At 63.0% G+C, this 20,501-nt stretch carries 20 protein-coding genes; 15 read left to right on the forward strand and 5 right to left on the reverse strand.

Annotation, left to right across the window (positions count from 1 at the left end; translation table 11 throughout):
- Positions 1–82: 82 nt before the first annotated feature.
- The 4 genes from AB5Y95_RS17630 (at position 83) to AB5Y95_RS17645 (ending at position 5,432) form a co-directional block, all read left to right on the forward strand.
- On the forward strand, positions 83–835 hold the full coding sequence (locus AB5Y95_RS17630; protein WP_017781197.1) for an ABC transporter substrate-binding protein: 753 nt from the start codon (positions 83–85) through the stop codon (positions 833–835).
- 315 nt (positions 836–1,150) lie between these two features.
- On the forward strand, positions 1,151–2,458 hold the full coding sequence (locus AB5Y95_RS17635; protein ID WP_368161723.1) for a serine dehydratase subunit alpha family protein: 1,308 nt from the start codon (positions 1,151–1,153) through the stop codon (positions 2,456–2,458).
- Positions 2,459–2,624: 166 nt separating this feature from the next.
- Positions 2,625–4,025 carry an L-cystine transporter gene (locus tag AB5Y95_RS17640; protein ID WP_368161725.1) on the forward strand — a complete coding sequence of 467 codons (1,401 nt, stop codon included), beginning with the start codon at positions 2,625–2,627 and terminating at the stop codon, positions 4,023–4,025.
- Between the two features lie 78 nt (positions 4,026–4,103).
- Positions 4,104–5,432, forward strand: a complete 1,329-nt coding sequence (locus AB5Y95_RS17645) for a CoA-disulfide reductase (protein WP_368161726.1) — start codon at positions 4,104–4,106, stop codon at positions 5,430–5,432.
- A 142-nt stretch (positions 5,433–5,574) separates the two neighbouring features.
- On the opposite strand, the gene AB5Y95_RS17650 is transcribed toward AB5Y95_RS17645, so the two are convergent.
- Entirely contained in the window at positions 5,575–6,330 is a 756-nt protein-coding gene (locus AB5Y95_RS17650) for an outer membrane protein assembly factor BamD (protein ID WP_005306434.1), read from the reverse strand.
- A gap of 117 nt (positions 6,331–6,447) precedes the next feature.
- On the opposite strand from AB5Y95_RS17650, the gene rluD reads away from it, so the two are divergent.
- From rluD to AB5Y95_RS17670, 4 genes are all read left to right on the forward strand, one after another.
- Positions 6,448–7,428: a 23S rRNA pseudouridine(1911/1915/1917) synthase RluD gene (gene rluD / locus AB5Y95_RS17655; protein ID WP_010635820.1), complete on the forward strand. Its 981-nt coding sequence runs from the start codon at positions 6,448–6,450 to the stop codon at positions 7,426–7,428.
- A gap of 119 nt (positions 7,429–7,547) precedes the next feature.
- Positions 7,548–8,285, forward strand: a complete 738-nt coding sequence (gene pgeF, locus AB5Y95_RS17660) for a peptidoglycan editing factor PgeF (protein WP_368161727.1) — start codon at positions 7,548–7,550, stop codon at positions 8,283–8,285.
- A 173-nt stretch (positions 8,286–8,458) separates the two neighbouring features.
- On the forward strand, positions 8,459–11,032 hold the full coding sequence (clpB, locus tag AB5Y95_RS17665; RefSeq protein ID WP_010635822.1) for an ATP-dependent chaperone ClpB: 2,574 nt from the start codon (positions 8,459–8,461) through the stop codon (positions 11,030–11,032).
- A gap of 58 nt (positions 11,033–11,090) precedes the next feature.
- Complete coding sequence (locus tag AB5Y95_RS17670) at positions 11,091–11,915, forward strand: MBL fold metallo-hydrolase (RefSeq protein ID WP_368161728.1); 825 nt, start codon at positions 11,091–11,093, stop codon at positions 11,913–11,915.
- A 210-nt stretch (positions 11,916–12,125) separates the two neighbouring features.
- On the opposite strand, the gene asnA is transcribed toward AB5Y95_RS17670, so the two are convergent.
- Positions 12,126–13,118: an aspartate--ammonia ligase gene (gene asnA / locus AB5Y95_RS17675; protein WP_010635824.1), complete on the reverse strand. Its 993-nt coding sequence runs from the start codon at positions 13,116–13,118 to the stop codon at positions 12,126–12,128.
- A gap of 153 nt (positions 13,119–13,271) precedes the next feature.
- On the opposite strand from asnA, the gene asnC reads away from it, so the two are divergent.
- Positions 13,272–13,733, forward strand: coding sequence for a transcriptional regulator AsnC (gene asnC / locus AB5Y95_RS17680; RefSeq protein WP_005306422.1), 462 nt, complete (start codon positions 13,272–13,274; stop codon positions 13,731–13,733).
- A 100-nt stretch (positions 13,734–13,833) separates the two neighbouring features.
- Here the strand turns inward: asnC and AB5Y95_RS17685 are convergent, their stop codons facing one another.
- The gene (locus AB5Y95_RS17685; protein WP_139724373.1) at positions 13,834–14,598 is read right to left on the reverse strand and encodes an ABC transporter substrate-binding protein; all 765 of its coding nucleotides are present in this window, start codon (positions 14,596–14,598) and stop codon (positions 13,834–13,836) included.
- A gap of 86 nt (positions 14,599–14,684) precedes the next feature.
- Here AB5Y95_RS17685 and AB5Y95_RS17690 point away from each other — a divergent pair, with 86 nt between their 5' ends.
- Entirely contained in the window at positions 14,685–15,221 is a 537-nt protein-coding gene (locus AB5Y95_RS17690) for a DUF2301 domain-containing membrane protein (RefSeq protein ID WP_252603229.1), read from the forward strand.
- Here the strand turns inward: AB5Y95_RS17690 and AB5Y95_RS17695 are convergent.
- Positions 15,218–15,622, reverse strand: a complete 405-nt coding sequence (locus AB5Y95_RS17695; RefSeq protein ID WP_368161731.1) for a CBS domain-containing protein — start codon at positions 15,620–15,622, stop codon at positions 15,218–15,220. The two genes, AB5Y95_RS17690 and AB5Y95_RS17695, sit on opposite strands and share 4 nt — an antisense overlap.
- A gap of 116 nt (positions 15,623–15,738) precedes the next feature.
- Between AB5Y95_RS17695 and AB5Y95_RS17700 the strand changes: the two genes are divergently transcribed.
- Positions 15,739–16,443: an SDR family oxidoreductase gene (locus AB5Y95_RS17700; RefSeq protein WP_368161732.1), complete on the forward strand. Its 705-nt coding sequence runs from the start codon at positions 15,739–15,741 to the stop codon at positions 16,441–16,443.
- Between the two features lie 3 nt (positions 16,444–16,446).
- Here AB5Y95_RS17700 and AB5Y95_RS17705 read toward each other — a convergent pair whose 3' ends face one another.
- Positions 16,447–16,950 carry a 2-amino-4-hydroxy-6-hydroxymethyldihydropteridine diphosphokinase gene (locus tag AB5Y95_RS17705; protein WP_010635829.1) on the reverse strand — a complete coding sequence of 168 codons (504 nt, stop codon included), beginning with the start codon at positions 16,948–16,950 and terminating at the stop codon, positions 16,447–16,449.
- A gap of 129 nt (positions 16,951–17,079) precedes the next feature.
- Between AB5Y95_RS17705 and AB5Y95_RS17710 the strand changes: the two genes are divergently transcribed.
- The 4 genes from AB5Y95_RS17710 to AB5Y95_RS17725 all read left to right on the forward strand — a co-directional run bounded on the left by AB5Y95_RS17710 (position 17,080) and on the right by AB5Y95_RS17725 (position 20,471).
- Complete coding sequence (locus AB5Y95_RS17710; protein ID WP_005306410.1) at positions 17,080–17,172, forward strand: YnhF family membrane protein; 93 nt, start codon at positions 17,080–17,082, stop codon at positions 17,170–17,172.
- Positions 17,173–17,269: 97 nt separating this feature from the next.
- Entirely contained in the window at positions 17,270–18,670 is a 1,401-nt protein-coding gene (locus AB5Y95_RS17715) for a HAMP domain-containing sensor histidine kinase (RefSeq protein WP_017785623.1), read from the forward strand.
- Positions 18,671–18,678: 8 nt separating this feature from the next.
- On the forward strand, positions 18,679–19,194 hold the full coding sequence (locus AB5Y95_RS17720) for a hypothetical protein (protein ID WP_017764803.1): 516 nt from the start codon (positions 18,679–18,681) through the stop codon (positions 19,192–19,194).
- Positions 19,191–20,471 (forward strand): sigma 54-interacting transcriptional regulator, encoded by a 1,281-nt coding sequence (locus AB5Y95_RS17725; RefSeq protein WP_017779308.1) that lies wholly within the window; start codon positions 19,191–19,193, stop codon positions 20,469–20,471. Before AB5Y95_RS17720 ends, AB5Y95_RS17725 begins: the two co-directional genes overlap by 4 nt.
- Positions 20,472–20,501: the final 30 nt, after the last annotated feature.

Genomic DNA, 20,501 nt, shown 5'->3' on the forward strand with positions numbered 1-20,501 from the left:
AGCAAAAAGGAGGCTGCGGCCTCCTTTTTTATTACTTACTTTTTGGTATATCCTCAGCCAATGCACAGAGGGAGAGCGCGGCATGGTGTGGCGAAAAGGATGGATCCTGTTTTGTCTCTGGTGGGGGAGCCTGGTGCAGGCCGCCGAGCCGCCGACCCTGACCCTGCTCACTGAACTGTGGCCGCCCTATGTGATGCGCCTCGACGACGGCAGTCTGGGCGGTGCTGATCTTGAGCTGGCCCGCACCGTGCTCAAACGGATGGGCTACCAGACCACGGTCAAGGTGCTGCCCTGGAAGCGGGTGCTGCAGGAGGCCAGGTTCCAGCGCGGCGATGCCGTGGTCGACGTCTTCTTCGAGGAGCGCCGGCTGGAGTGGCTGCACTATCCGGATGAACCCCTCTCCCAGAGCGGCGAAGTGATCTTCTTCCCCTTCAGCAAGCCTGTCGACTATCAGAGCCTGGAGAGCCTCAAGGGGCTGCGTATCGGCACCCAGGCAGATTACGCCTATGGCGAGCCCTTCCTGACCTCGGCCCTGTTCACCCGGGTGCCCATGACCGGGGAGAGCAACATGATCAAGCAGCTGCACCTGATGATGGCCGGCCGGCTGGATGCGGTGGTGATGAACCAGATAGTGGGCCGTTACCTGCTCAAGGGGCAGGGGCTGCAGGATCAGGTAGGTCACAGCGAAAAGATGGTGACCGAGAGCAACCGCAACTTTCTCGCCTTTACCCACAGGCCCGGCAACGAACGGCTGGCCTATCAGTTCTCCCTCGCCCTCAAGGCCTTCAAGCAGACCCCCGAGTATCAGGCCCTGCTGACCCGCTACGGGCTCTGACCCCGTCTTGAACCGGCGGTACCGGGCCGCTATCACCCTGTTGTGCGCCTGTTCACATTTTGTGGCACTTCACCGCCAGTGGGGCATAATGCCTGCGCAAAAAGCGAGTCGGCTCAATTTTATTTGAGTCCTATTGCTTTAGAGTTACCAAAAGTTGATCGGATTACCCAGCGCCGCAGCGGCTCCGATCATAGGCGCGGCCCTCATTCGGCTGCCGCCAGCCCGGCATCTCCCGCCATACTGGTTATATGTCGCTCCGCCGTTGCATGGCGGGCCGGACTGCACAATACACGCCCTCATGCGGGCACCATGAACATGAGACACATCGCAATGAACGCACAATGGACCGACTTTATTACCCTGCTCAAGCGTGAAGTGGTGCCGGCCCTTGGCTGCACCGAGCCCATGTCGGTGGCGCTGGCGGCGGCCAACTGCCGCAAGCTGCTGGGGCAGGTGCCGACCCGCGTCAGCGTCTGGGTCAGCGGCAACCTGTTCAAGAACGGCATGGGGGTCGGGGTGCCGGGTACCGGCATGATAGGGCTGCCGGTGGCAGCGGCTGTCGGTATCACCGGCGGCAACCCGGATGCCGGGCTGGAGGTGCTCAAGACCCTCACGCCAGATCAGGTCGAAGCCGCCAAGGCGCTGCTGCCCGCCATCAAGGTGGACGTGAAGGATGTGCCGGACGTGCTCTACGCCGAGGTGCTGGCACAGGTGGACGGCCACAGCGCCCGGGTGGTGATCTGTACCGACCACACCCGCATCATCCTGATGGAGCGCGATGGCGAGGTGCTGATGGCGCAGGACAGTGCCCCTGGCGTGCAGATCCAGGCCGCCCCTGCCAGCAAGCCCGCCATGACCCTGCGCGAGATTGTCGAGTTCGCCCTGCAGGTGCCGCTGGCCGAGATCGACTTCATCCGCGAGGCGGCCACCATGAACCAGGCGCTGGCGGACGAAGGGTTGCAGGGGTATGGCCTGCGCATCGGCAAGATCCTCACCGAGCAGGTGGAGCGCAAGCTGCTCTCCGATGACCTGATGACCCTGGCCATGCGCCTATCTTCCGCCGCCTCCGACGCGCGGATGGATGGTGCCATGCTGCCCGCCATGTCCAATTCAGGCTCCGGCAACCAGGGCATTGCCGCCACCATGCCGGTGGTGGCCGCCGCCCGCTTCCTGCAGGCGAGCGACGAGCAGCTGACCCGGGCGCTGGTGATGAGCCACCTGGTCGCCATCTACATCAAGACCTACCAGAACAAGCTGTCGGCCCTCTGTGCCGCCAGCACCGCCGCCATGGGGGCGGGGGCCGCCATCACCTGGCTGCTGGGTGGTCAGTTCGAGCAAATTAGTCACTGTATCAACAACATGATTGGCGACGTTTCCGGTATCATCTGCGACGGTGCCGGCAGCGCCTGTTCCATGAAGGTCTCTACCTCCACCTCGGCGGCGGTGAAATCCTCGCTGATGGCCATCAACAATCTGCGGGTCCCCCAGAGCGAAGGCATCGTCTCCGACGATGTGGATCAGACCATCGCCAACCTGGGCCGCCTCTCCAAGCAGGGGATGCTGGATACCGATATCGAGATCATCAACATCATGCGGGCCAAGCAACAAGGCAAGGCCGAGTGATGCAAGAGGGTGGCGCAGGCCACCCTCCGTTTTTCTGCCAGCTGACGCCACCTCGGCCATACCGGGGGGCGCGCCGCCACGACGCGGCAGGTTTCAGGGAGGAGTGCGTACTGGGCACTCGTCCGCACACTTCGGGCCTGGCCCGATCATTTTGGGGAATATCGTCATGACTCTTAGCGTTATAGGTAATCTGGCCATCCTGGCCATGTTGCTGCTGTTTCTCTATCGGTTGCAGCAGACCCACGTCAGCTTCACCCGCCGGGTCTTCTCGGGGCTGGGGCTGGGCATCCTGTTCGGTGCCGCCCTGCAGCTGCTCTACGGGGCAGGTTCCGACGTGCTGGTGCAGACCGGCGACTACTTGGACATCGTCGGCAGCGGTTATGTGAAGCTGCTGCAGATGATCATCACGCCGCTCATCATGGTCTCCATCATAGGGGCCATCCTCAAGCTCAACGGTGGCACCGCCCTTGGCAAGATCAGCGCCATGACCATAGGCGTGCTGATCTTCACCACCATGATCGCCGCCGGGGCGGGCATCCTGATGTCCAACCTGTTCGGCCTGACCGCCGAGGGGCTCACCGCCGGCGCCGCCGAGACCGCCCGCGGCGCGGCCCTGCAGACCACCCTCGGCAGCGTCGAGAGCATGTCCTTTGCCAAGATGGTGCTGGAGTTCATCCCGGCCAACCCCTTCCTCGACATGACGGGTGCGCGCAAGACTTCCACCATCGCCGTGGTGATCTTCTCAATCTTCATCGGTTTGTCGGCCACCGGTATTGCTCGCAAGAAACCGGAGATTTTCGCGAGCTTCGGTCACTTCATGCAGGTCGCTCACGTCATCGTGATGCGGATGGTGACCCTGGTGCTGCGCCTGACCCCCTACGGTGTGCTGGCGCTGATGACCAAGGTGGTGTCCGGCTCCAACTACGCCGACATCATCAACCTGCTCAACTTCGTGCTGGCTTCCTACGGTGCCATCGCCATCATGTTCGCCGTGCACCTGCTGCTGGTGGCGCTGGTGGGCATCAACCCGGCCCGCTTCCTGAAGAAGATCATGCCGGTGCTGGCCTTTGCCTTCACCTCCCGCACCAGCGCGGGTTCCATCCCGATGAACGTGCAGACCCAGACCAAGGCGCTCGGCATTCCGGAGGGGATCGCCAACTTCGCCGCCTCGTTCGGTTCGACCATCGGCCAGAACGGCTGCGCCGGCATCTATCCGGCCATGCTGGCGGTCATGATTGCGCCGACCGTGGGGGTCAACCCCATGGATCCGGCCTTCATCATGACCCTGATCGCCATCATCACCGTCAGCTCCTTCGGGGTAGCCGGCATTGGTGGCGGCGCCACCTTCGCCGCCCTGATCGTGCTCTCCGCGCTGGACTTCCCGGTGGCGCTGGCCGGTCTGCTCATCTCCATCGAGCCGCTGATCGACATGGGCCGTACCGCGTTGAACGTCTCCGGCTCCATCACCGCCGGTACTGTCACCAGCCGTCTGCTGGGGGAGACCGACATGGCGGTGTTCAACAGCGAGCAGGAAGTCTGTCTGGACGGCGAAGAGTCCACCATCTGATCCGCCGCGGGAGGGGATCCCTTCCGCCATCAACCACAGGGAGGGCACGCCCTCCCTGCGTCATTGACAGGAGCAAGTATGAGAATCGTGATTATCGGTGGCGAAGCCGCCGGCATGAGTGCGGCCGCCAAGGCGCGCCGACTGGCCAAAGAGGCTGAGATCGTGGTGTATGAGGCGTCCGAGGTGATCTCCTTCGGCGCCTGCGGTCTGCCCTATTTCGTTGGCGACGAGTTTCAGGAGCCCGGCTACATGGCCGAGTTCACCCCGGCGCAGTTCGCCGCCAAGGGGATCGAGGTCAAGACCGGCCACCGGGTGCTGAGCCTGGATGCCAATGCTCAGACACTGACGGTCGAGCACCAGGGCGACACCTTCACCGATCGCTACGATCGGCTGATGATCGCCACCGGCGCCCGCGAAGTGATGCCGCCCATCCCGGGCCTGCAGCAGCAAGGGGTATTCGGCCTGCGCCGGATGGCCGATGGGCTGGCCCTCAAGGCCGCCGTGCAGGAAAAAGCCAACCGCCGAGCCCTGGTGATCGGCTCCGGCTTTATCGGGCTGGAGGTGGTCGAGGCGCTGGTCCATCAGGGCAAGGAGGTGCGCCTGATCGAACTGGCGGAGCGGGTCATCCCGGAGGCGTTCGACAGCGAAATCACCCAGCATATCGAGACCGAGCTGCGTGAGCAGGGGGTTTCCCTCCATCTCGGCGAGCGGGTCGAAGCCCTGCTGGGGGATGGCCGGGTGACCGGCGTGCGCACCAGCCATGGCGAGTACGAGGCCGATATCGTGGTGGTCTGCACCGGGGTCAAACCCAACACCGAGTTCCTGGCCGACACCGGCATCGAGCGGCTCGGCAACGGCGCCATCAAGGTGGACCGGCAGGGACGCAGCTCGCTGGCCAATGTCTGGTCGGCTGGTGACTGTGCCAGCGTCTGGCACGGCGTGAAGCAGCAGCAGGTCTATGTGCCGCTCGCTACCATCGCCAACAAGCTGGGGCGCATGGTGGGCGAGAACCTGGCGGGCGCCGAGCAGGAATTCCCAGGCACCCTGGGTTCTGCCGCGCTCAAGGTGCTGGGGCTGGAGGCGGGCCGTACCGGTCTTTCCGAGCAGGAGGCCAAGGCGATGGGCCTCGATTATCGTACCGTGGTGATCAAGGACAAGTGCCACACCAACTACTGCCCGGATCAGTCCGACATCCACGTCAAGCTGGTCTATGAGGCGGGCAGCAAGCGGCTGCTGGGTGGTCAGATCCTCGGGCGCAAGGGGGCGGTACACCGCATCGATGCGCTGGCGGTCGCCATCACCATGGGGGTGACCACGGAGCAGCTCGGCATGCTGGACTTTGCCTACGCGCCGCCCTTCTCCCGCACCTGGGATGTGCTCAACGTGGCGGGCAACGTTGCCAAGTAATACAAGGCATGACGGCGTGGCTGATGTGCGCCGTCTTTCCCCATGCCGCCGGCACGGGGTGGTAAAGGGGCATGTCGTTCATGAACAGCGCCCATAAAAAAACCGGAGCCAAGGCTCCGGTTTTTCATGGTGCGGCAAGCGATCAGCTGCGACCGAGACGATTGTCCGGGTAGTTCTTGGCCAGCACTTCGCGGGCGTGCTGGGCCAGGGTCGGCATCTTCAGGGTGTCGTAGGAGTTGATCATGATCTCCAGCGCCTTCTCGGTTTCGGCCGTGTCGGGGTAGGTCTCGACGATCAGCTTGGCCCGGTTGGCGGCGGCGATCAGCGCATCACGCTTCACATAGTACTCGGCCACGCTCAGATCGTAGCGGGCGAGCCGGTTCTTCAGACCGATCATGCGGGCACGAGCATCGGCGGCGTAGACGCTGTTGGGGTAGTTCTGCAACAGGGTCTTGAAATCCTGGAAGGCCTGACGGGCATAGGAGGGGTCTTTGTCGTCCCGATCGATGCCCAGGAAGTCCTGGAAGAAGTTGTAATCGCCGGCCATGTTGGTCAGACCGCGCATATAGAAGACGTAATCGATATTTTTATGCGCCGGATTGAGGCGGATAAAACGGTCGATATTGGCGATCGCCTGGGCAGTGTCATCCTGCTTGTAGTAGGCGTAAATGAGGTCGAGCTGAACCTGGTTGGAGTAGGCACCGAAAGGATAGCGAGAATCCAGCGCTTCCAGTAACTCGATAGCATTCAGGTAGTTACCGGCATCCAGCTTGACGCGTGCTTTCTGGTACAGGGTCTCCGGCGGTTCGTCCGGTACCTTGGGTTTGGTGCTGGAACAGCCTGTGATCAAGGTAGCGACCAAGGCGAGTGACATCAGCAGGTGAGACTTCTTTCCCATCAACAACATCCGGTCCATTTCCACGAAATTGGCAAAGTATCCGTTATGCTTGGCTAAAAGAAAAGCTAGAATACCCGGATTATTTCGAATTGATACCCCCCGCTCAAGAGACCATACATGAGCCAGCATATTGAACTGACAGGCGAATTCCAGGATCACCAATTCGGGCAGCGACTCGACCAGGCCCTGGCCGAATTGTTTCCAGACTACTCCCGCACCCGCATCAAGGAGTGGATTTTACAGGACAGAGTGACCCTGGATGGTCAGGTTGCCAATACCCCGCGCGAGAAGGTGCTGGCCGGGCAGAAGGTACATGTGGATGTCGAGCTGGAAGATGACACCCGCTTCGATGCGCAGGATATCGAGCTCAACATCGTTTACGAAGATGAACACATTCTGGTGATCGACAAGCCGGCCGGTCTGGTGGTTCACCCGGGCGCCGGTACGCCCGATGGCACCATCCTCAATGCCCTGCTGCACCGCTACCCGGACATCGCCGAAGTGCCCCGCGCCGGTATCGTGCACCGTCTGGATAAAGACACCACAGGTCTGATGGTGGTCGCCAAGACTGTGCCGGCCCAAACCCATCTGGTGGAAGCGCTGCAGGCGCGCCAGATCACCCGTGAGTACGAAGCGATCGCCATCGGTCACATGACCGCCGGCGGCACCGTCGATGCCCCCATCGGCCGTCACCCGACCCAGCGCACCCACATGGCCGTGGTGCCCAACGGCCGTCCTTCCGTGACCCACTACCGGGTGCACGAGAAGTTCCGCGGTCACACCCGGCTGCGGTTGCGGCTGGAAACCGGCCGCACCCACCAGATCCGTGTGCACATGGCCCACATCAAGCACCCGCTGGTGGGTGATCCGGCCTACGGTGGTCGCCTGCGTCCGCTGCGCAACGCCATCCCCGAGCTGACCGAGGCCCTGCGCAACTTCCATCGCCAGGCGCTGCACGCCACCATGCTGCAGCTGGCGCACCCCATCACCGGTGAGGTGATGCAGTGGCACTCGCCCACGCCGCAGGACATGCTGGATCTGATGGAAGTACTGCGGGCTGATACCCTGGCCAATCCGGACGATCTGGTCTGGAACTGATGAAGAGGGCACGCTTGCGACGATTCCTGCCGTAACCCGCCCTGCATGACTCGAAACGGGGCCCCTTGACTGGTTGCAGCCAAGGGGCCCCGTTTTCATATGAACGAAAGGAGCCACAGATGAAATGGATCGAACCCGACTGGCCGGCCCCGGCCAGGGTCAGAGCCCTGTCGACCACCCGTGACGGCGGCGTCAGCGAGGGGGTCTTTGCCGGCCTCAATCTGGGGGCCCACGTGGGGGACGAACCGGCCAGGGTCGAGGCCAACCGGGCCCGGCTGCAGCAGGCGGCCGCCATCCCCGGCACTCTCAACTGGCTCAATCAGGTGCACGGCACCGCGGTGCATCCCGTCAGCCGCGACTATGGCTGCGCACCGGATGCGGATGCCGCCTGCGCCCGAGACGCGGGGCAGGCCTGCATCGTGATGACCGCCGACTGCCTGCCTGTGCTGTTCTGCGATCGTGCCGGTACCGTGGTGGCCGCCGCTCACGCCGGCTGGCGCGGGCTGCAGGGGGGCGTGCTGGAGGCGAGCATCGCCGCCATGGGCTGCGAGCCGGACGAGATCCTGGCCTGGCTCGGTCCTGCCATCGGCCCGCAGGCCTTCGAGGTGGGTGGCGAGGTGCGCGAGGCCTTTATGGCGGAGCAGGCTGCAGCAGAGGCAGCGTTTGTCCCTTCGCCCAACGAGGGCAAGTGGCTGGCGGATATCTACCAGCTGGCCCGCCTGCGCCTCGCCCGCGCCGGCGTCACCGCCGTATATGGTGGCGAGCACTGCACCTTCAGCGACAGCGAGCAGTTTTACTCTTATCGTCGCGACGGCCAGACCGGCCGCATGGCCTCCATCATCTGGCTGGCCGAATAAACACTGAGCGGCCCCTTGTTTGCCAAGGGGCCGTGATCCCCTCACGCCTGCATCTGCAGAAAAAATAACCAGCATCACCCCTTGAAATAGTCCGTACGGGCCTCATCTTTCATCTCAGAAAGTTATGTTGTTTGCCGCGCAAGCGGCGTCTGCCTGTTTGAAGGGGGAGTGCAATGCGCCTCGATCGCCTGACCAGCAAATTCCAGATTGCTATTTCCGATGCTCAGTCTCTTGCGCTGGGTCGTGACCACCAATTCATTGAGCCCGTTCACCTGATGACCGCCCTGGTCAACCAGGATGGCGGCTCCATTCGCCCGTTGCTGACCCTGACCGGGCTGGACATCAATGCCCTGCGCTCGCGTCTGGGTGAAGAACTCGACCGCCTGCCGCGTGTCAGCGGCGTGGAGGGAGACGTGCAGCTCTCCAACGGCCTCGGCCGGTTGCTCAACGTCTGCGACAAGCTGGCCCAGCAGCGCAAGGATCAGTTCATCTCCTCCGAACTGTTCGTGCTGGCGGCCCTCGACGAGAAGGGGACGCTGGGCGAACTGCTGCGTGCCCAGGGGCTGACCAAGGAGAAACTCGAAGCGGCCATCGACAAGGTGCGTGGCGGCAAGAAGGTGGAGGATGCCAACGCCGAGGAGAATCGCCAGGCGCTGGAGAAGTACACCATCGATCTGACCGAGCGGGCCGAGATCGGCAAGCTCGACCCGGTGATTGGGCGGGATGACGAAATTCGCCGCACCATCCAGGTGCTGCAACGCCGCACCAAGAACAACCCGGTGCTGATCGGGGCTCCCGGTGTCGGCAAGACCGCCATCGTCGAGGGGCTGGCCCAGCGCATCATCAACGGCGAGGTGCCGGAGGGGCTCAAGAACAAGCGGGTATTGTCGCTCGACATGGGGGCCCTGGTGGCCGGTGCCAAGTATCGTGGCGAGTTCGAGGAACGGCTCAAGGCGGTGCTGAACGACCTGGCCAAGGAGGAGGGCAACGTCATCCTCTTCATCGACGAGCTGCACACCATGGTCGGCGCGGGCAAGGGCGAGGGGGCCATGGACGCGGGCAACATGCTGAAACCGGCGCTGGCGCGGGGCGAACTGCACTGCGTCGGGGCCACCACCCTGGATGAATATCGCCAGTTCATCGAGAAGGATGCCGCGCTGGAGCGCCGCTTCCAGAAGGTGCTGGTGGAAGAGCCGAGCGTGGAGGATACCATCGCCATCCTGCGCGGCCTGAAGGAGCGTTACGAGCTGCACCACCACGTGCAGATCACCGACCCGGCCATCGTGGCAGCGGCCCAGCTGTCGCACCGCTACATCGCGGATCGTCAGCTGCCAGACAAGGCCATCGACCTCATCGACGAGGCGGCGGCCAGCATCCGGCTGCAGATCGACTCCAAGCCCGAGTCCCTCGACCGGCTCGAGCGGCGCATCATCCAGCTGAAGCTGGAGCAGCAGGCGCTGATGAAGGAGGATGACGACGCCAGCCGCAAACGGCTCGAGCTGATCAACCAGGAGATCGGTGAAAAAGATCGGGAATACAATGAGCTGGAAGAGGTGTGGAAGGCCGAGAAGGCCGCCCTCGCCGGCACCCAGCACATCAAGGCGGCGCTGGAGCAGGCCCGTCAGGATCTCGACGTGGCGCGCCGCGCAGGTGACCTGGGCCGCATGTCCGAGCTGCAGTACGGCCGCATTCCGGAACTGGAGAAACAGCTGGATCTCGCCACCCAGGCCGAGATGCAGGAGACCAGCCTGCTGCGCAACCGGGTCACCGACGTGGAGATCGCAGACGTGCTGGCACGCTGGACTGGGATTCCGGTGGCCCGCATGCTGGAAGGGGAGCGCGAGAAGCTGCTGCGGATGGAAGATCAGCTGCACAGTCGGGTGATCGGCCAGGAGGAGGCGGTCGAGGCGGTCTCCAACGCCATTCGCCGCTCCCGCGCAGGGCTGTCCGACCCGAACCGCCCCATCGGCTCCTTCCTGTTCCTCGGGCCCACCGGGGTGGGCAAGACCGAGCTGTGCAAGGCGCTGGCGGAGTTCCTGTTCGATACCCAGGATGCCATGGTGCGGATCGACATGTCCGAGTTCATGGAGAAACACAGCGTGGCCCGTCTGGTGGGGGCGCCTCCCGGCTACGTGGGTTACGAGGAGGGCGGTTATCTGACCGAGGCGGTGCGTCGTCGCCCCTACTCGGTGATCCTGCTGGACGAGGTGGAGAAGGCCCACCCCGATGTGTTCAACATCCTGCTGCAGGTACTGGATGACGGCCGCCTGACCGATGGTCAGGGTCGCACCGTGGACTTCCGCAACACCGTGGTCATCATGACCTCCAACCTGGGGTCGGATCTCATTCAGGAGCACCACTCCGAGAAAGATTACGACGAGATGAAGGCCATGTTGATGGAGGTGCTGGCACGCAGTTTCCGGCCGGAGTTCATCAACCGGATCGACGAGACGGTGGTGTTCCACCCGCTTGGCGAGGAGCACATCAAGTCCATCGCCCGCATCCAGCTCAAGAGCCTGATGAGCCGGCTGGAGGCCCAGGGCTACGAGGTGGAGGTGAGCGAAGCGCTGCTGAACAAGCTGGTGCATGCCGGGTTCGACCCCGTCTACGGGGCGCGTCCTCTCAAGCGGGCGATCCAGCACAAGGTGGAGAACCCGCTGGCGCAGGCGCTGCTTTCCGGCCGCATCGTTCCGGGCAAGAAACTGCTGCTGGGGGCCGACAGCAACGGCCTCACCATGACCCAATAACTGGATCGCAGATAAAAACGCAGGCCCCGAGCCTGCGTTTTTTTTGAGGGGTAATTGCATGCTCACCTTTTCCGTACTGGTGGATGACGATGTCCATCTGCCTGGCTGTCTGCCCGAGAAGGGGCTGTCGCTGCTGCTGGAGTGCGACGGCCTCAGGGTGCTGTTCGACAGCGGCCGTGGCCGGGCGCTGCGCCACAACGCCGCCGTGATGGGGATCGATCTCGCCTCGCTCACCCATGTGGTGCTCTCTCACGGTCACTACGACCATGTGGGCGGGGTAGGCTCGCTGCCCGTCTATCCGACTCCCATTCCTCTCATCGCCTGTCCGGACGTGTTCTGTGAGCGGGGCTACTTCCTGCCGCTTCCCTTCTGGCGGCGCAACCTCTATCGCCTGTCGGGAGTGCTGGAACGGGAGTCGCTGGCGGCCAGAGGCTTGCTCCCCCACTGCTCGGCCGAGCCGGTGTGGCTCTCGGAGCGTCTGGTGTTCCTCGGCAGCATAGCGCGGCGCGAGCGGGCCGCCCCCTCGCTGCTTGGCTACATCATGCGGGACGGACGAGTGGAAAAAGACCTCATCAACGACGATTCCGCGCTGGTCTACAAGAGCGAACAGGGGCTGATCGTCTTTATCGGCTGTGGTCACGCCGGGACCGAGAACATCATCGAGCGGGCCAGGGAGGTGTGTGGCGATGAGCGGATCCACGCCGTCATCGGCGGTCTGCACCTGAAGTTTTCCGGTTCGCAGCGGGCGGCGGCGCTTGGCGCCTATCTGCAGGAGGAGGGGGTGGAGAAGCTGTTTGCCTGCCACTGCACCGGCAGCAGGAAAGCGGATCTGCCGCGCCAGTGCCAGATCGGAGCCGGTTTCGAATACCGGTTTTCGGCGTAAAAAAAACGGCAATCCGAAGATTGCCGGGAGGAATGTAGTGAAGCGACCTGACGTGGGTTGAGCGGGTCGCAGGGGCAAGCCCCCGATGGCGAAGCAAGGCCGCTGCCGGTCTTGCCTCTTACAGCCTGCCGGGGTTGCGCTCGCTCAACCCCGACGGCCACTTGCCTGTCGCCATGCCGGCGGCGATCGCGCCGGCCTGGCCTTCATTCGTTACAGCATGCCTTGCACGGCGGCTTTCATCTCGGCCGGCCAGACACCGACCTGAACCTGACCGATGTGCTCTTTTTGCAGCAGCAGCATGGCCAGACGGGATTGACCGATGCCGCCGCCGATGGTTTGCGGCATCCGTGCGGCCAGCAGATCCTGGTGCCAGTCGTACTGCAGGCGATCCTCGTCACCTGTGATGGCGAGCTGGCGGCGCAGCGCCTCGGCGTCGACGCGGATCCCCATGGAGGAGATCTCGAAGCTGTCCTGCAGCACCGGGTTCCACACCAGGATGTCACCGTTCAGACCTGCCAGACCCAGCTCGCTGTGGCTGCTCCAGTCGTCGTAGTCCGGGGCACGCACGTCGTGGCGCTCGCCGTGGGAGAGGGCACCGCCGATACCGATCAGGAACACGGCACCCAGCTCCTTGGCGATGGCCCGCTCGCGCCCCTTGGCGTCGAGATCCGGGTAGCGGGTCAGCAGCTCTTCGCTGTGCACGAACTGGATTTCGGCCGGCAGGAAGGGGGTCAGCTCATGTTCGGCACAAACCGCGCGCTCGGTGGCCTTGATGGCGGCCCAGATGCCACGCACCGTCTCCTGCAGGTAGGCCAGATCGCGGCGCTCGCTCGGCATCACCTTCTCCCAGTCCCACTGATCCACGTAGACGGAGTGGATGGGGGTGAGGCGATCCTCGTCCGGACGCAGTGCCTTCATGTGGGTGTAGATGCCTTCGCCCGGACCGAAGCCAAAGCGGCCCAGGGTCTGGCGCTTCCATTTGGCCAGTGAGTGCACCACTTCGTAGCTGTGCTGCGGCAGAGTCTTCACCTTGACCTGCACCGCATTCTCGTGGCCAGAGAGGTTGTCTTGAGTGCCATCACCGACCCGGCTCAGGATGGGGGCTTGTACCTCCATCAGACCCAGTTGCTGGGCGAGTTGGCGGGAGAACATCTCTTTGACGAAGCTGATCTGTTGCTGGCTGCGAATGTAGTGCTGTTTCATGCTGAATACCTGTCTTGAACCCGTTGGATGTGAGGATTCTTCAACAGATCGCCAACTAAATTCAATATTCGATAATATAAATAGGCTTTGTGTATTTTTTTCTTCAAAATATACGGGTTATTAATGATGAATCATCAAAGGGAGTGCAAAAAAGTGCCGGAAAATTATCGGATCGATAATCTCGATCAGGCCATCCTCACCGCCCTGATGGAGAATGCACGGCTGCCTTACGCCGAGCTGGCAAAACAACTGCTGGTCAGCCCGGGTACCATCCATGTGCGGGTGGAGAAGATGAAGCAGGCGGGCATCATCGAGGGAACGCGGGTGCAGGTGAACCCCAAGAAACTGGGCTACGACGTCTGCTGCTTCATCGGCATCAACCTGAAGAGCGCCAAGGATTACCCCTCCGCGCTGGCCAAGCTGCAGGCGCTGGACGAGGTGGTGGAGGCTTACTACACCACGGGCCACTACAGCATCTTCATGAAGGTGATGACCCGCTCCATCGACGAGTTGCAGACCGTGCTGATCCACAAGATCCAGACCATCGACGAGATACAGTCCACCGAGACGCTGATCTCGCTGCAGAACCCGATCCTGCGGGATGTAAAACCTTGAGCCGGGTTGCATGAGAGGGATGTAGAGATCCACTCCCGTACGAGACGCTTGTCTCGCTGCAAAACTCGAGCTTGCGGGATATGAAGCCCTGACCGGCCGATCAGGGTTCGATATAGGGGATGCCGTACTTGTCGTAGAGGGCCTTGAGCCGGCCGTCGCGTTTCATGCGCAGCAGCTCGGCGTCATAGGCCGCCATCTGGGCCGGGGTATTCTGGTCGGCGCGGGTGCGGGCCCAGGTGTTGAAGTAGGGGCTGCTCTTGAGCGGTTTGGGCAGGTAGTCGAGCTTGCCCTCCAGTCCCTCCTCCCTGATCTGGGCGAAGGCGGTGACCAGCGGCATGGGGACCGTATCGATTCGTCCGGCCAGCAGCTTGCGCAGCTGCAGCTGGTTCATGGTGATCTCCTGGAAGTGATAGGAGGGATCGGTGAGGGCGGCGGCCAGCTCGGGGGTGTAGGAGAAATCCTTGGTCACTCCGATGCGCCAGGGTTTGAGGTCGGCCAGCGTCTCGTAGCGGATCTTCAGCAGGTCGGCCTTGCGCACGAAAAAGTGCCAGCTGTGGCGGATATGGGCCTGCTGGGGGTAGATGAGGTAGCGTTCCCGCTCCGCCTTGTAGGAGTGCGTCATCACCACATCGCAAACACCGGTCTCTGCGTTGCGGGTGAGACGGGCACCGGAATCGGCCAGCTCGATCTTGATGGGGATCTTGAGTCTGCCAAAGATGGTGGTGACGATGTCGACATCGAGCCCTCTGGGCTGCTGAGCGGCATCGAGGTATTTGAGCGGGGGTTCCATCGTGCCACAGACGATCAGCTCCCTGGCAAAGGGGCTGAGCGGGAACAGTAGCCAAAGCAGGTGGATTACACGCAAACTACCTCTCCTGAACCCATTTGAAGATTATTTGGCACCTGATACCAGTATATTGGGTTGCCCCTGATTAGTAGAGGCGACTGTATATGGCAAACCCTGAAATTGAAAGCGAGCTGGACGGCATCGACAGGCTGTCGGTCTGTCTCTATCGCCTGGGCTTGAGTCTGGCAGCCTTGCTGCTGCTGTGTCGAGGGGCAAGCTTGCTGATCGGGCAGGATTTCTTGACGCCGGCACAGTGGCTGACGGCGCTGGCCGTGGCCAGCGGGGTATGCGGCCTGTGCCTGCATGTATATGACAAGCGCATTCGCTTCTTGCTGCAGGGGCTGGGCTGGGGCGCCCTGTTGCTCAGTGCGAGCGGGGCGCCGGATGTGCTGGTGCTGGGAGCGGCGTTGGCCACGCTGGCGGGGTTGGCCTTCAAGGAGCAGTTCTGCTTCGCCATTCCGGGGATCAGGGCGGTGCCCCTGCTGCTACCCCTGTTGTGGCTGCTGGAGCTGGCCGGCATCGGCTGGGCCGCCGCCCTGGTGGCGCTGGTGTGCGGCGCGCTGCTCACTCTGCTCGCGCTGGCCAAGTGGCGCATGCCCCTGCACTTCGACATCGGCGACAAGGGGCGTTACCAGATTTAGGTGGGCAGGCAGGCCTTCATCTGTGCGTTGAGGGCCTGCATCACCTGCCGGCGGCTGATGATGCCTATTACCCGATTGCCCTCCAGCACCGGATAGACCTTGGGTTTGGCCCCGGTCATCTGGCGGGCCAGCTCCAGTATGCTGTCGTCCGGGCTGACCGAGAGCGGGGCCCGGTTCATCAGATCCTCGACCCGGGTGCGGGTATCGCAGTGATAGCTGCCGGTGAGCAGACTGGGGATGCAATCCTGCTCTGAGAGAAAGCCGATCAGCCGCTGCTGCGGGTCCAGCACCGGCAGGCCGCTCAGGCCGGCGTCATGCAGCCGGTCCAGTGCCTCGGCCAGGCCGAGTTGCGGGGTGAGGGAGTGGGTCAGGCGGCTCATGTGGTCGCGAATATTTAACATGGAAGTGGCTCCGTAAGGTGATGATGGGGCCACTATGCCCGCCGTATGGCGGCAACGGCCAATGGCTTGTGCCGTGGGGATCGATAGGCATTCCTGCGGATAAGAGAGGAGGGATTATGCGTGCATTGGTGACAGGATGTGGCCGTCGGCTCGGCTTCTATCTGTGCGAACAGCTGGTGGCGGCAGGCTGGCAGGTAACCGGCAGCTATCGCAGCGAGCGACCGGAGCTGGCGCGGTTGCGGGCGCTGGGGGTGACGCTGGTGCAGGCCGACTTCAACCGGGAGCAAGAGGTGGGCCGGCTCATCGAGGTGCTGGTCTCCCAGCCGGATCTGGCGCTGGTGATCCACAACGCCTCGGCCTTTGAGCCGCAGGCGAGCGAGCCGGCGGCGCAGCTGGCCCAGTTTGATCAATTCTATCGGGTGCACATGGCGGCCCCCTTCCAGCTCAACCGGGGGCTGGCCCCTCAGCTGGCGCGCCATCCCAACGCCAGCATCATCCACATCACCGACATCTATATCCACGCCCCGGCGCCCCAGTTCGCCAGCTATGTGGCCACCAAGGCGGGGGCCCATTCGCTCGCCATGAGCTTTGCCCGCGAGCTGGCGCCGGCCATCCGGGTCAACACCATAGAGCCTGGCCCCATTCTGTTTCTCGACGAGCATGGGGACGAGTGGCGTGAACAGGTGCTGGCGAAGACGCCGCTGGCGCGGGAAGGAGGGCTGGCGCCCATCTGGCAGGCGGTGCAGTTGTTGATGCAGAACGACTACATGACCGGGACCAGCATCCGGGTGGATGGTGGCCGCGGTCTGGCCGTCATCTAGCCATCAACAGGGGATGGCCATGTCGCGCTGCAGGGCGACGGGGGCCAGGCCGACCTGCCCCTCCTCGATCACCTTGCCCGCCATCAGCCGGGTGTGCAGCGGCAGGGTCACCTTGGGGTCGTGCACCTCTCCTTTGCCGTAGAGTTCTGCCAACAGCTCGTCGAGATAGGCGTCAACCCGGGCGGCGGAGAAGTCGTCGTCCTCGCTGCTGGCCAGGATGTCGATGTCCAGCGGGCGGTCCCGCACCTTGCAGTGCGGATCGCTGCGATCCCGGCCGTGTGCCAGCTCCATGGCGACGAAGTGTGCCTTGAGTCTGGGCTGGGCCAGCTCGCTCTCGGCGACGAACAGGCAGTTGAGAAAATCATGGCTTGAATGCATGCCGACCGGCTTGGTCTGGATCACCGAACTGAGCCGCAGGCGGCCAAAGTGGGCAAGCAGCTCGGCAACCGCCTGGCCGACATGCTGGTGGGGGTCAAGATTCGACCCTATGCTACACAGATAGAACATGTCATCAGTCCTTTGATAGGGCTCATCTGAAATTCTTACACAGCTCACGGTTATCGGCTTAACTATGCATTAACATCTGTTTGTCTGTTGTGATCAGGCTCTATCATCTTGGCAAGAAAGGAGATTTGCATGAGTGTGGAACTGAAATGGGCACTGCTGACCGCCTCGGGTGCGTTGGCCATGATCCTGATTATCTGTGTGGTATCCGTGGGTCTGGCATGACCCCGGAAGAGAGCATGAACCGGCCTTCTGGCCGGTTTTGCTTTTTGGGGGAGTGCGGATATGCTGACCCACCCCAGATGAAGTGAGACCGCACAAGATGACCAAGGTACGCCCACGCTCCCTGCTGCAAGTGGTATTGATGGGGTTCGTCCTGGTGTTGATGCCGCTGGGCGGCATGATCTGGCATGACAGCCAGGCCCTCGACCACCTCAGCCAGTTGACCAGCGACGAGCTGGAGCGGGCGGTGCGCGATACCCGCCGGGCCACTCTGCTGACCACCCAGGCCATCGATCTTGAGCGGACCCTGCGCCGTTATGCGGTGCTCGGGGATGAGCGCATCCTGACCAGCTACCAGCAGCAGCTGGCGAGCTACCGCGACCAGCTGGCCGCCCACCAGAGTTCCATTCCTGACGCCGAGGCCTATGGCGGCATCGAGCAGGCCCTCGTCTGGCTCGACAGCCTGCAGGATCTCGCCCGTGCCAAGGCCGAATCAAACAGCCCCAAGTTTGACGAGTTCAACGAGGCCAACCAGCAGCTCGAGATCATCACTCGCAGTCAGGTAGACGATCACGTCAGCAAGGTGCGGGCCACCATCGCCGCCCTGATGACCGAGATCTGGTGGGTCAGCGGTTTCGTGGCAGTGCTCAGCCTGCTGCTGGTCTTGCTGTTTACCTACCTGATCATCCACCCCGTGCGTCAGATTGAGTCGCGGATCTTGAGTCTGGGGGCCGGTGTGGAGCCGGACAAGCGACCGGTGGACGGGCCGGCCGAACTGGTGCTGCTGGGGGAGCGGATCGGCTGGCTGCACGACAAACTGAAGGAGCTGGAACAGCAGAAATACCAGTTCCTGCGCCACGTTTCCCACGAGCTGAAGACCCCGCTGGCGGTGCTGCGGGAGGGGGCGGATCTGCTCTCCGAGCAGCTTGTAGGGCCGCTCACCCAGGATCAGCAGGAGATCTGCCAGATGCTGGAGGAGAACAGCCGGCGCCTGCAGACCCTTATTGAGCGGCTGCTCGATTTCAACCGGCTCAGCCAGCAGGAGGTGTTCACTTTGACGCCGGTGGCGCTGGCGCCCCTGCTGTCAGAATTATCTGCAGAATACCGACTGGCGCTGGAATCCAAACAAATCAGTGTACACTTGCCGACCGATCCGATCACGCTGAAAGCGGAGCCATATCGCTTGCGGCTGATCCTCGATAATCTGTTCTCCAATGCGGTCAGCTACGGTGCCAAGGGGGGACAGATCTGGATCCGTGCCGGGCAGGATGGCAACGGCAGCTGGCTGGAGGTGGCCAACGAGGGGCCCGCCATTCCCGTGGCCGAACGGGAGCGGATCTTCGAACCCTTCGAGCAGGGCAGTATTGTGCGCCAGGGCTTGCTGAAAGGCTCCGGAATGGGGCTCTCCATCGCCCGGGAATCGGCGATGAGCCTTGGCGGCGAGTTGGTATTGGTTGAAGATGAACAGGCGGATGTCTGTTTCCGGTTGACGTTGAAGTGAAGCCCAAGATGAAACAATGTGTTGTTCCGGTATTGATGATGAGCCTGCTCACAGGCTGTTCCCTGCTGCCAGCGCGTGACCCGGCGGCGTCGCCGGATCTTGCCCTCGCCAAGCGGATGGAGTTTGCCAACAAGGAGATGCAGGTGCGCCTGCAATACTCGGACTGGCTACTGGCCAGCCATGCCCAGCAACGGGCCCAGGAGCGCCAGCGCCTCAAGGGGGCTACCGACCTCGAGAGCCGGGTCAGCCTGGCCATGGTCAACACCCACCCGTCCGAGTCGGTGGCCAGTCGGCGAGCCGGTCTGGACAAGCTCAAGAGCCTGCTGCCCGAGCTCGGCCTGGATGCCCAGGCCTTCCTGCGCAGCTGGATTGCCCTCGGCGAGGAGCTGCTGGCCCGTGACAGCCGGCGCGACGATCAGAGTCAGGAGGTGCAGCGTCTGCGCCGCCAGATCGAGCAGCTCTCCGCCATCGATGAACAGCTCAATCAGCGCAAGCTGAACGGCAACGGCGAGGCGCTGAAATGAGTCGCATCCTGCTGGTTGATGATGATGCCAGCCTGCTCAAGCTGATGAGCATGCGTCTGCGCAGCCAGGGTTATGAGGTGGATACCGCCGACAGCGCCGAAGGGGCGCTGGACCGGCTGCGTCAGCAACGGGCCGATCTGGTGCTGAGCGACTTGCGCATGGCCGGCATGGACGGGCTGGCGCTGTTCGAGCGGATCCAGTCCCAGTGGCTGGGGCTGCCGGTCATCATCATGACCGCCCACGGCACCATCCCGGACGCCATTCAGGCGACCCGCTCCGGGGTATTCAGTTTTCTGACCAAGCCCATCGACAAGGACGAGCTGTTCGCCACCATAGAGCATGCGCTGAGCCTGACGCGCCCAAAGCAGCGCCAGGAGTGGCAGTCGCTGATCCTGACCCGCAATCCGCAGATGGAGCAGTTGCTGATCCAGGCCAGCAGCATCGCCACCATGGAGGTGCCGGTGCTGATCATGGGCCCTTCCGGTTCCGGCAAGGGGGTGATGACCCAGGCCCTGCACCAGGCCAGCAGCCGGCGTGATCAGCCGCTGTATGTGATCAACTGTGCCGCGCTGCCCTGGGCGGCGCTGGATCTGCAGCTGTTCGGCGAGGATGGCCAGTCCGGCCTGTTTGAGCAGGCCAAGGGGGCGACCCTGTTTCTTGACGAGATAGGGGATCTGTCGGAGTCGCTGCAGGCCAAGCTGCTGCAGGTATTGCAGGAGTACGGCCAGGGCACGCCTGAGGTGCGGGTCATCAGCTCCAGCCATCAGGATTTGGTGGCGGCGATGGAGGAGGGGCGCTTTCGGGAAGATCTCTTCTATCGGCTCAACGTGGCCAACATCACAATGCCACCCCTCAGTGCCCGCAGCGAGGATATCCCCTTGCTGGCCAGGCAGGCGCTGGACGAGTATCGCAGCCGCCATGGCGAGTGCGCCGCCCTCGGCTTCTCGCCGGAGGCGCTGGCGTTGCTGGCGGCGGCGGCCTGGCCCGGCAACGTGCGCCAGCTTTACAGCGTGGTGGAGCAGCTGGCCAGCCTCTGCTGCAGCCCGGTGATCGGCGCCGCCATGGTGGAGTCTGCCCTGAGTGGCGGCAGTGGTGGCATCCCCTCGTTCAACGAGGCTCGGGCCGAGTTTGAGAAGGAGTATCTGATCCGGCTGCTGCGCACCACCGAGGGCAATGTCACCCTGGCGGCCAGCATGGCGGGCAGAAACCGCACCGACTTCTACAAGCTGTTGAACCGGCACGGCATCGAAGCAGCGAACTTCAAGTCGAAGGGATAAATGACAGAGGGGCGGCCCGTCGATGACGGG

Origin of the sequence: Aeromonas sp. R5-3, from assembly GCF_040908225.1 — a bacterium.
In the GTDB taxonomy this organism is placed as follows: Bacteria; Pseudomonadota; Gammaproteobacteria; order Enterobacterales; family Aeromonadaceae; genus Aeromonas; species Aeromonas dhakensis.

Bases quoted from the DNA above. Each gene is read 5' to 3' on its own strand.
- AB5Y95_RS17630 (WP_017781197.1), top strand. From the start codon at position 83: ATGGTGTGGCGAAAAGGATGGATCCTGTTTTGTCTCTGGTGGGGGAGC.
- AB5Y95_RS17635 (WP_368161723.1), top strand. From the start codon at position 1,151: ATGAGACACATCGCAATGAACGCACAATGGACCGACTTTATTACCCTG.
- AB5Y95_RS17640 (WP_368161725.1), top strand. From the start codon at position 2,625: ATGACTCTTAGCGTTATAGGTAATCTGGCCATCCTGGCCATGTTGCTG.
- AB5Y95_RS17645 (WP_368161726.1), top strand. From the start codon at position 4,104: ATGAGAATCGTGATTATCGGTGGCGAAGCCGCCGGCATGAGTGCGGCC.
- AB5Y95_RS17650 (WP_005306434.1), bottom strand. From the start codon at position 6,330: ATGGGAAAGAAGTCTCACCTGCTGATGTCACTCGCCTTGGTCGCTACC.
- rluD (WP_010635820.1), top strand. From the start codon at position 6,448: ATGAGCCAGCATATTGAACTGACAGGCGAATTCCAGGATCACCAATTC.
- pgeF (WP_368161727.1), top strand. From the start codon at position 7,548: ATGAAATGGATCGAACCCGACTGGCCGGCCCCGGCCAGGGTCAGAGCC.
- clpB (WP_010635822.1), top strand. From the start codon at position 8,459: ATGCGCCTCGATCGCCTGACCAGCAAATTCCAGATTGCTATTTCCGAT.
- AB5Y95_RS17670 (WP_368161728.1), top strand. From the start codon at position 11,091: ATGCTCACCTTTTCCGTACTGGTGGATGACGATGTCCATCTGCCTGGC.
- asnA (WP_010635824.1), bottom strand. From the start codon at position 13,118: ATGAAACAGCACTACATTCGCAGCCAGCAACAGATCAGCTTCGTCAAA.
- AB5Y95_RS17690 (WP_252603229.1), top strand. From the start codon at position 14,685: ATGGCAAACCCTGAAATTGAAAGCGAGCTGGACGGCATCGACAGGCTG.
- AB5Y95_RS17695 (WP_368161731.1), bottom strand. From the start codon at position 15,622: ATGTTAAATATTCGCGACCACATGAGCCGCCTGACCCACTCCCTCACC.
- AB5Y95_RS17700 (WP_368161732.1), top strand. From the start codon at position 15,739: ATGCGTGCATTGGTGACAGGATGTGGCCGTCGGCTCGGCTTCTATCTG.
- AB5Y95_RS17705 (WP_010635829.1), bottom strand. From the start codon at position 16,950: ATGTTCTATCTGTGTAGCATAGGGTCGAATCTTGACCCCCACCAGCAT.
- AB5Y95_RS17710 (WP_005306410.1), top strand. From the start codon at position 17,080: ATGAGTGTGGAACTGAAATGGGCACTGCTGACCGCCTCGGGTGCGTTG.
- AB5Y95_RS17715 (WP_017785623.1), top strand. From the start codon at position 17,270: ATGACCAAGGTACGCCCACGCTCCCTGCTGCAAGTGGTATTGATGGGG.
- AB5Y95_RS17720 (WP_017764803.1), top strand. From the start codon at position 18,679: ATGAAACAATGTGTTGTTCCGGTATTGATGATGAGCCTGCTCACAGGC.
- AB5Y95_RS17725 (WP_017779308.1), top strand. From the start codon at position 19,191: ATGAGTCGCATCCTGCTGGTTGATGATGATGCCAGCCTGCTCAAGCTG.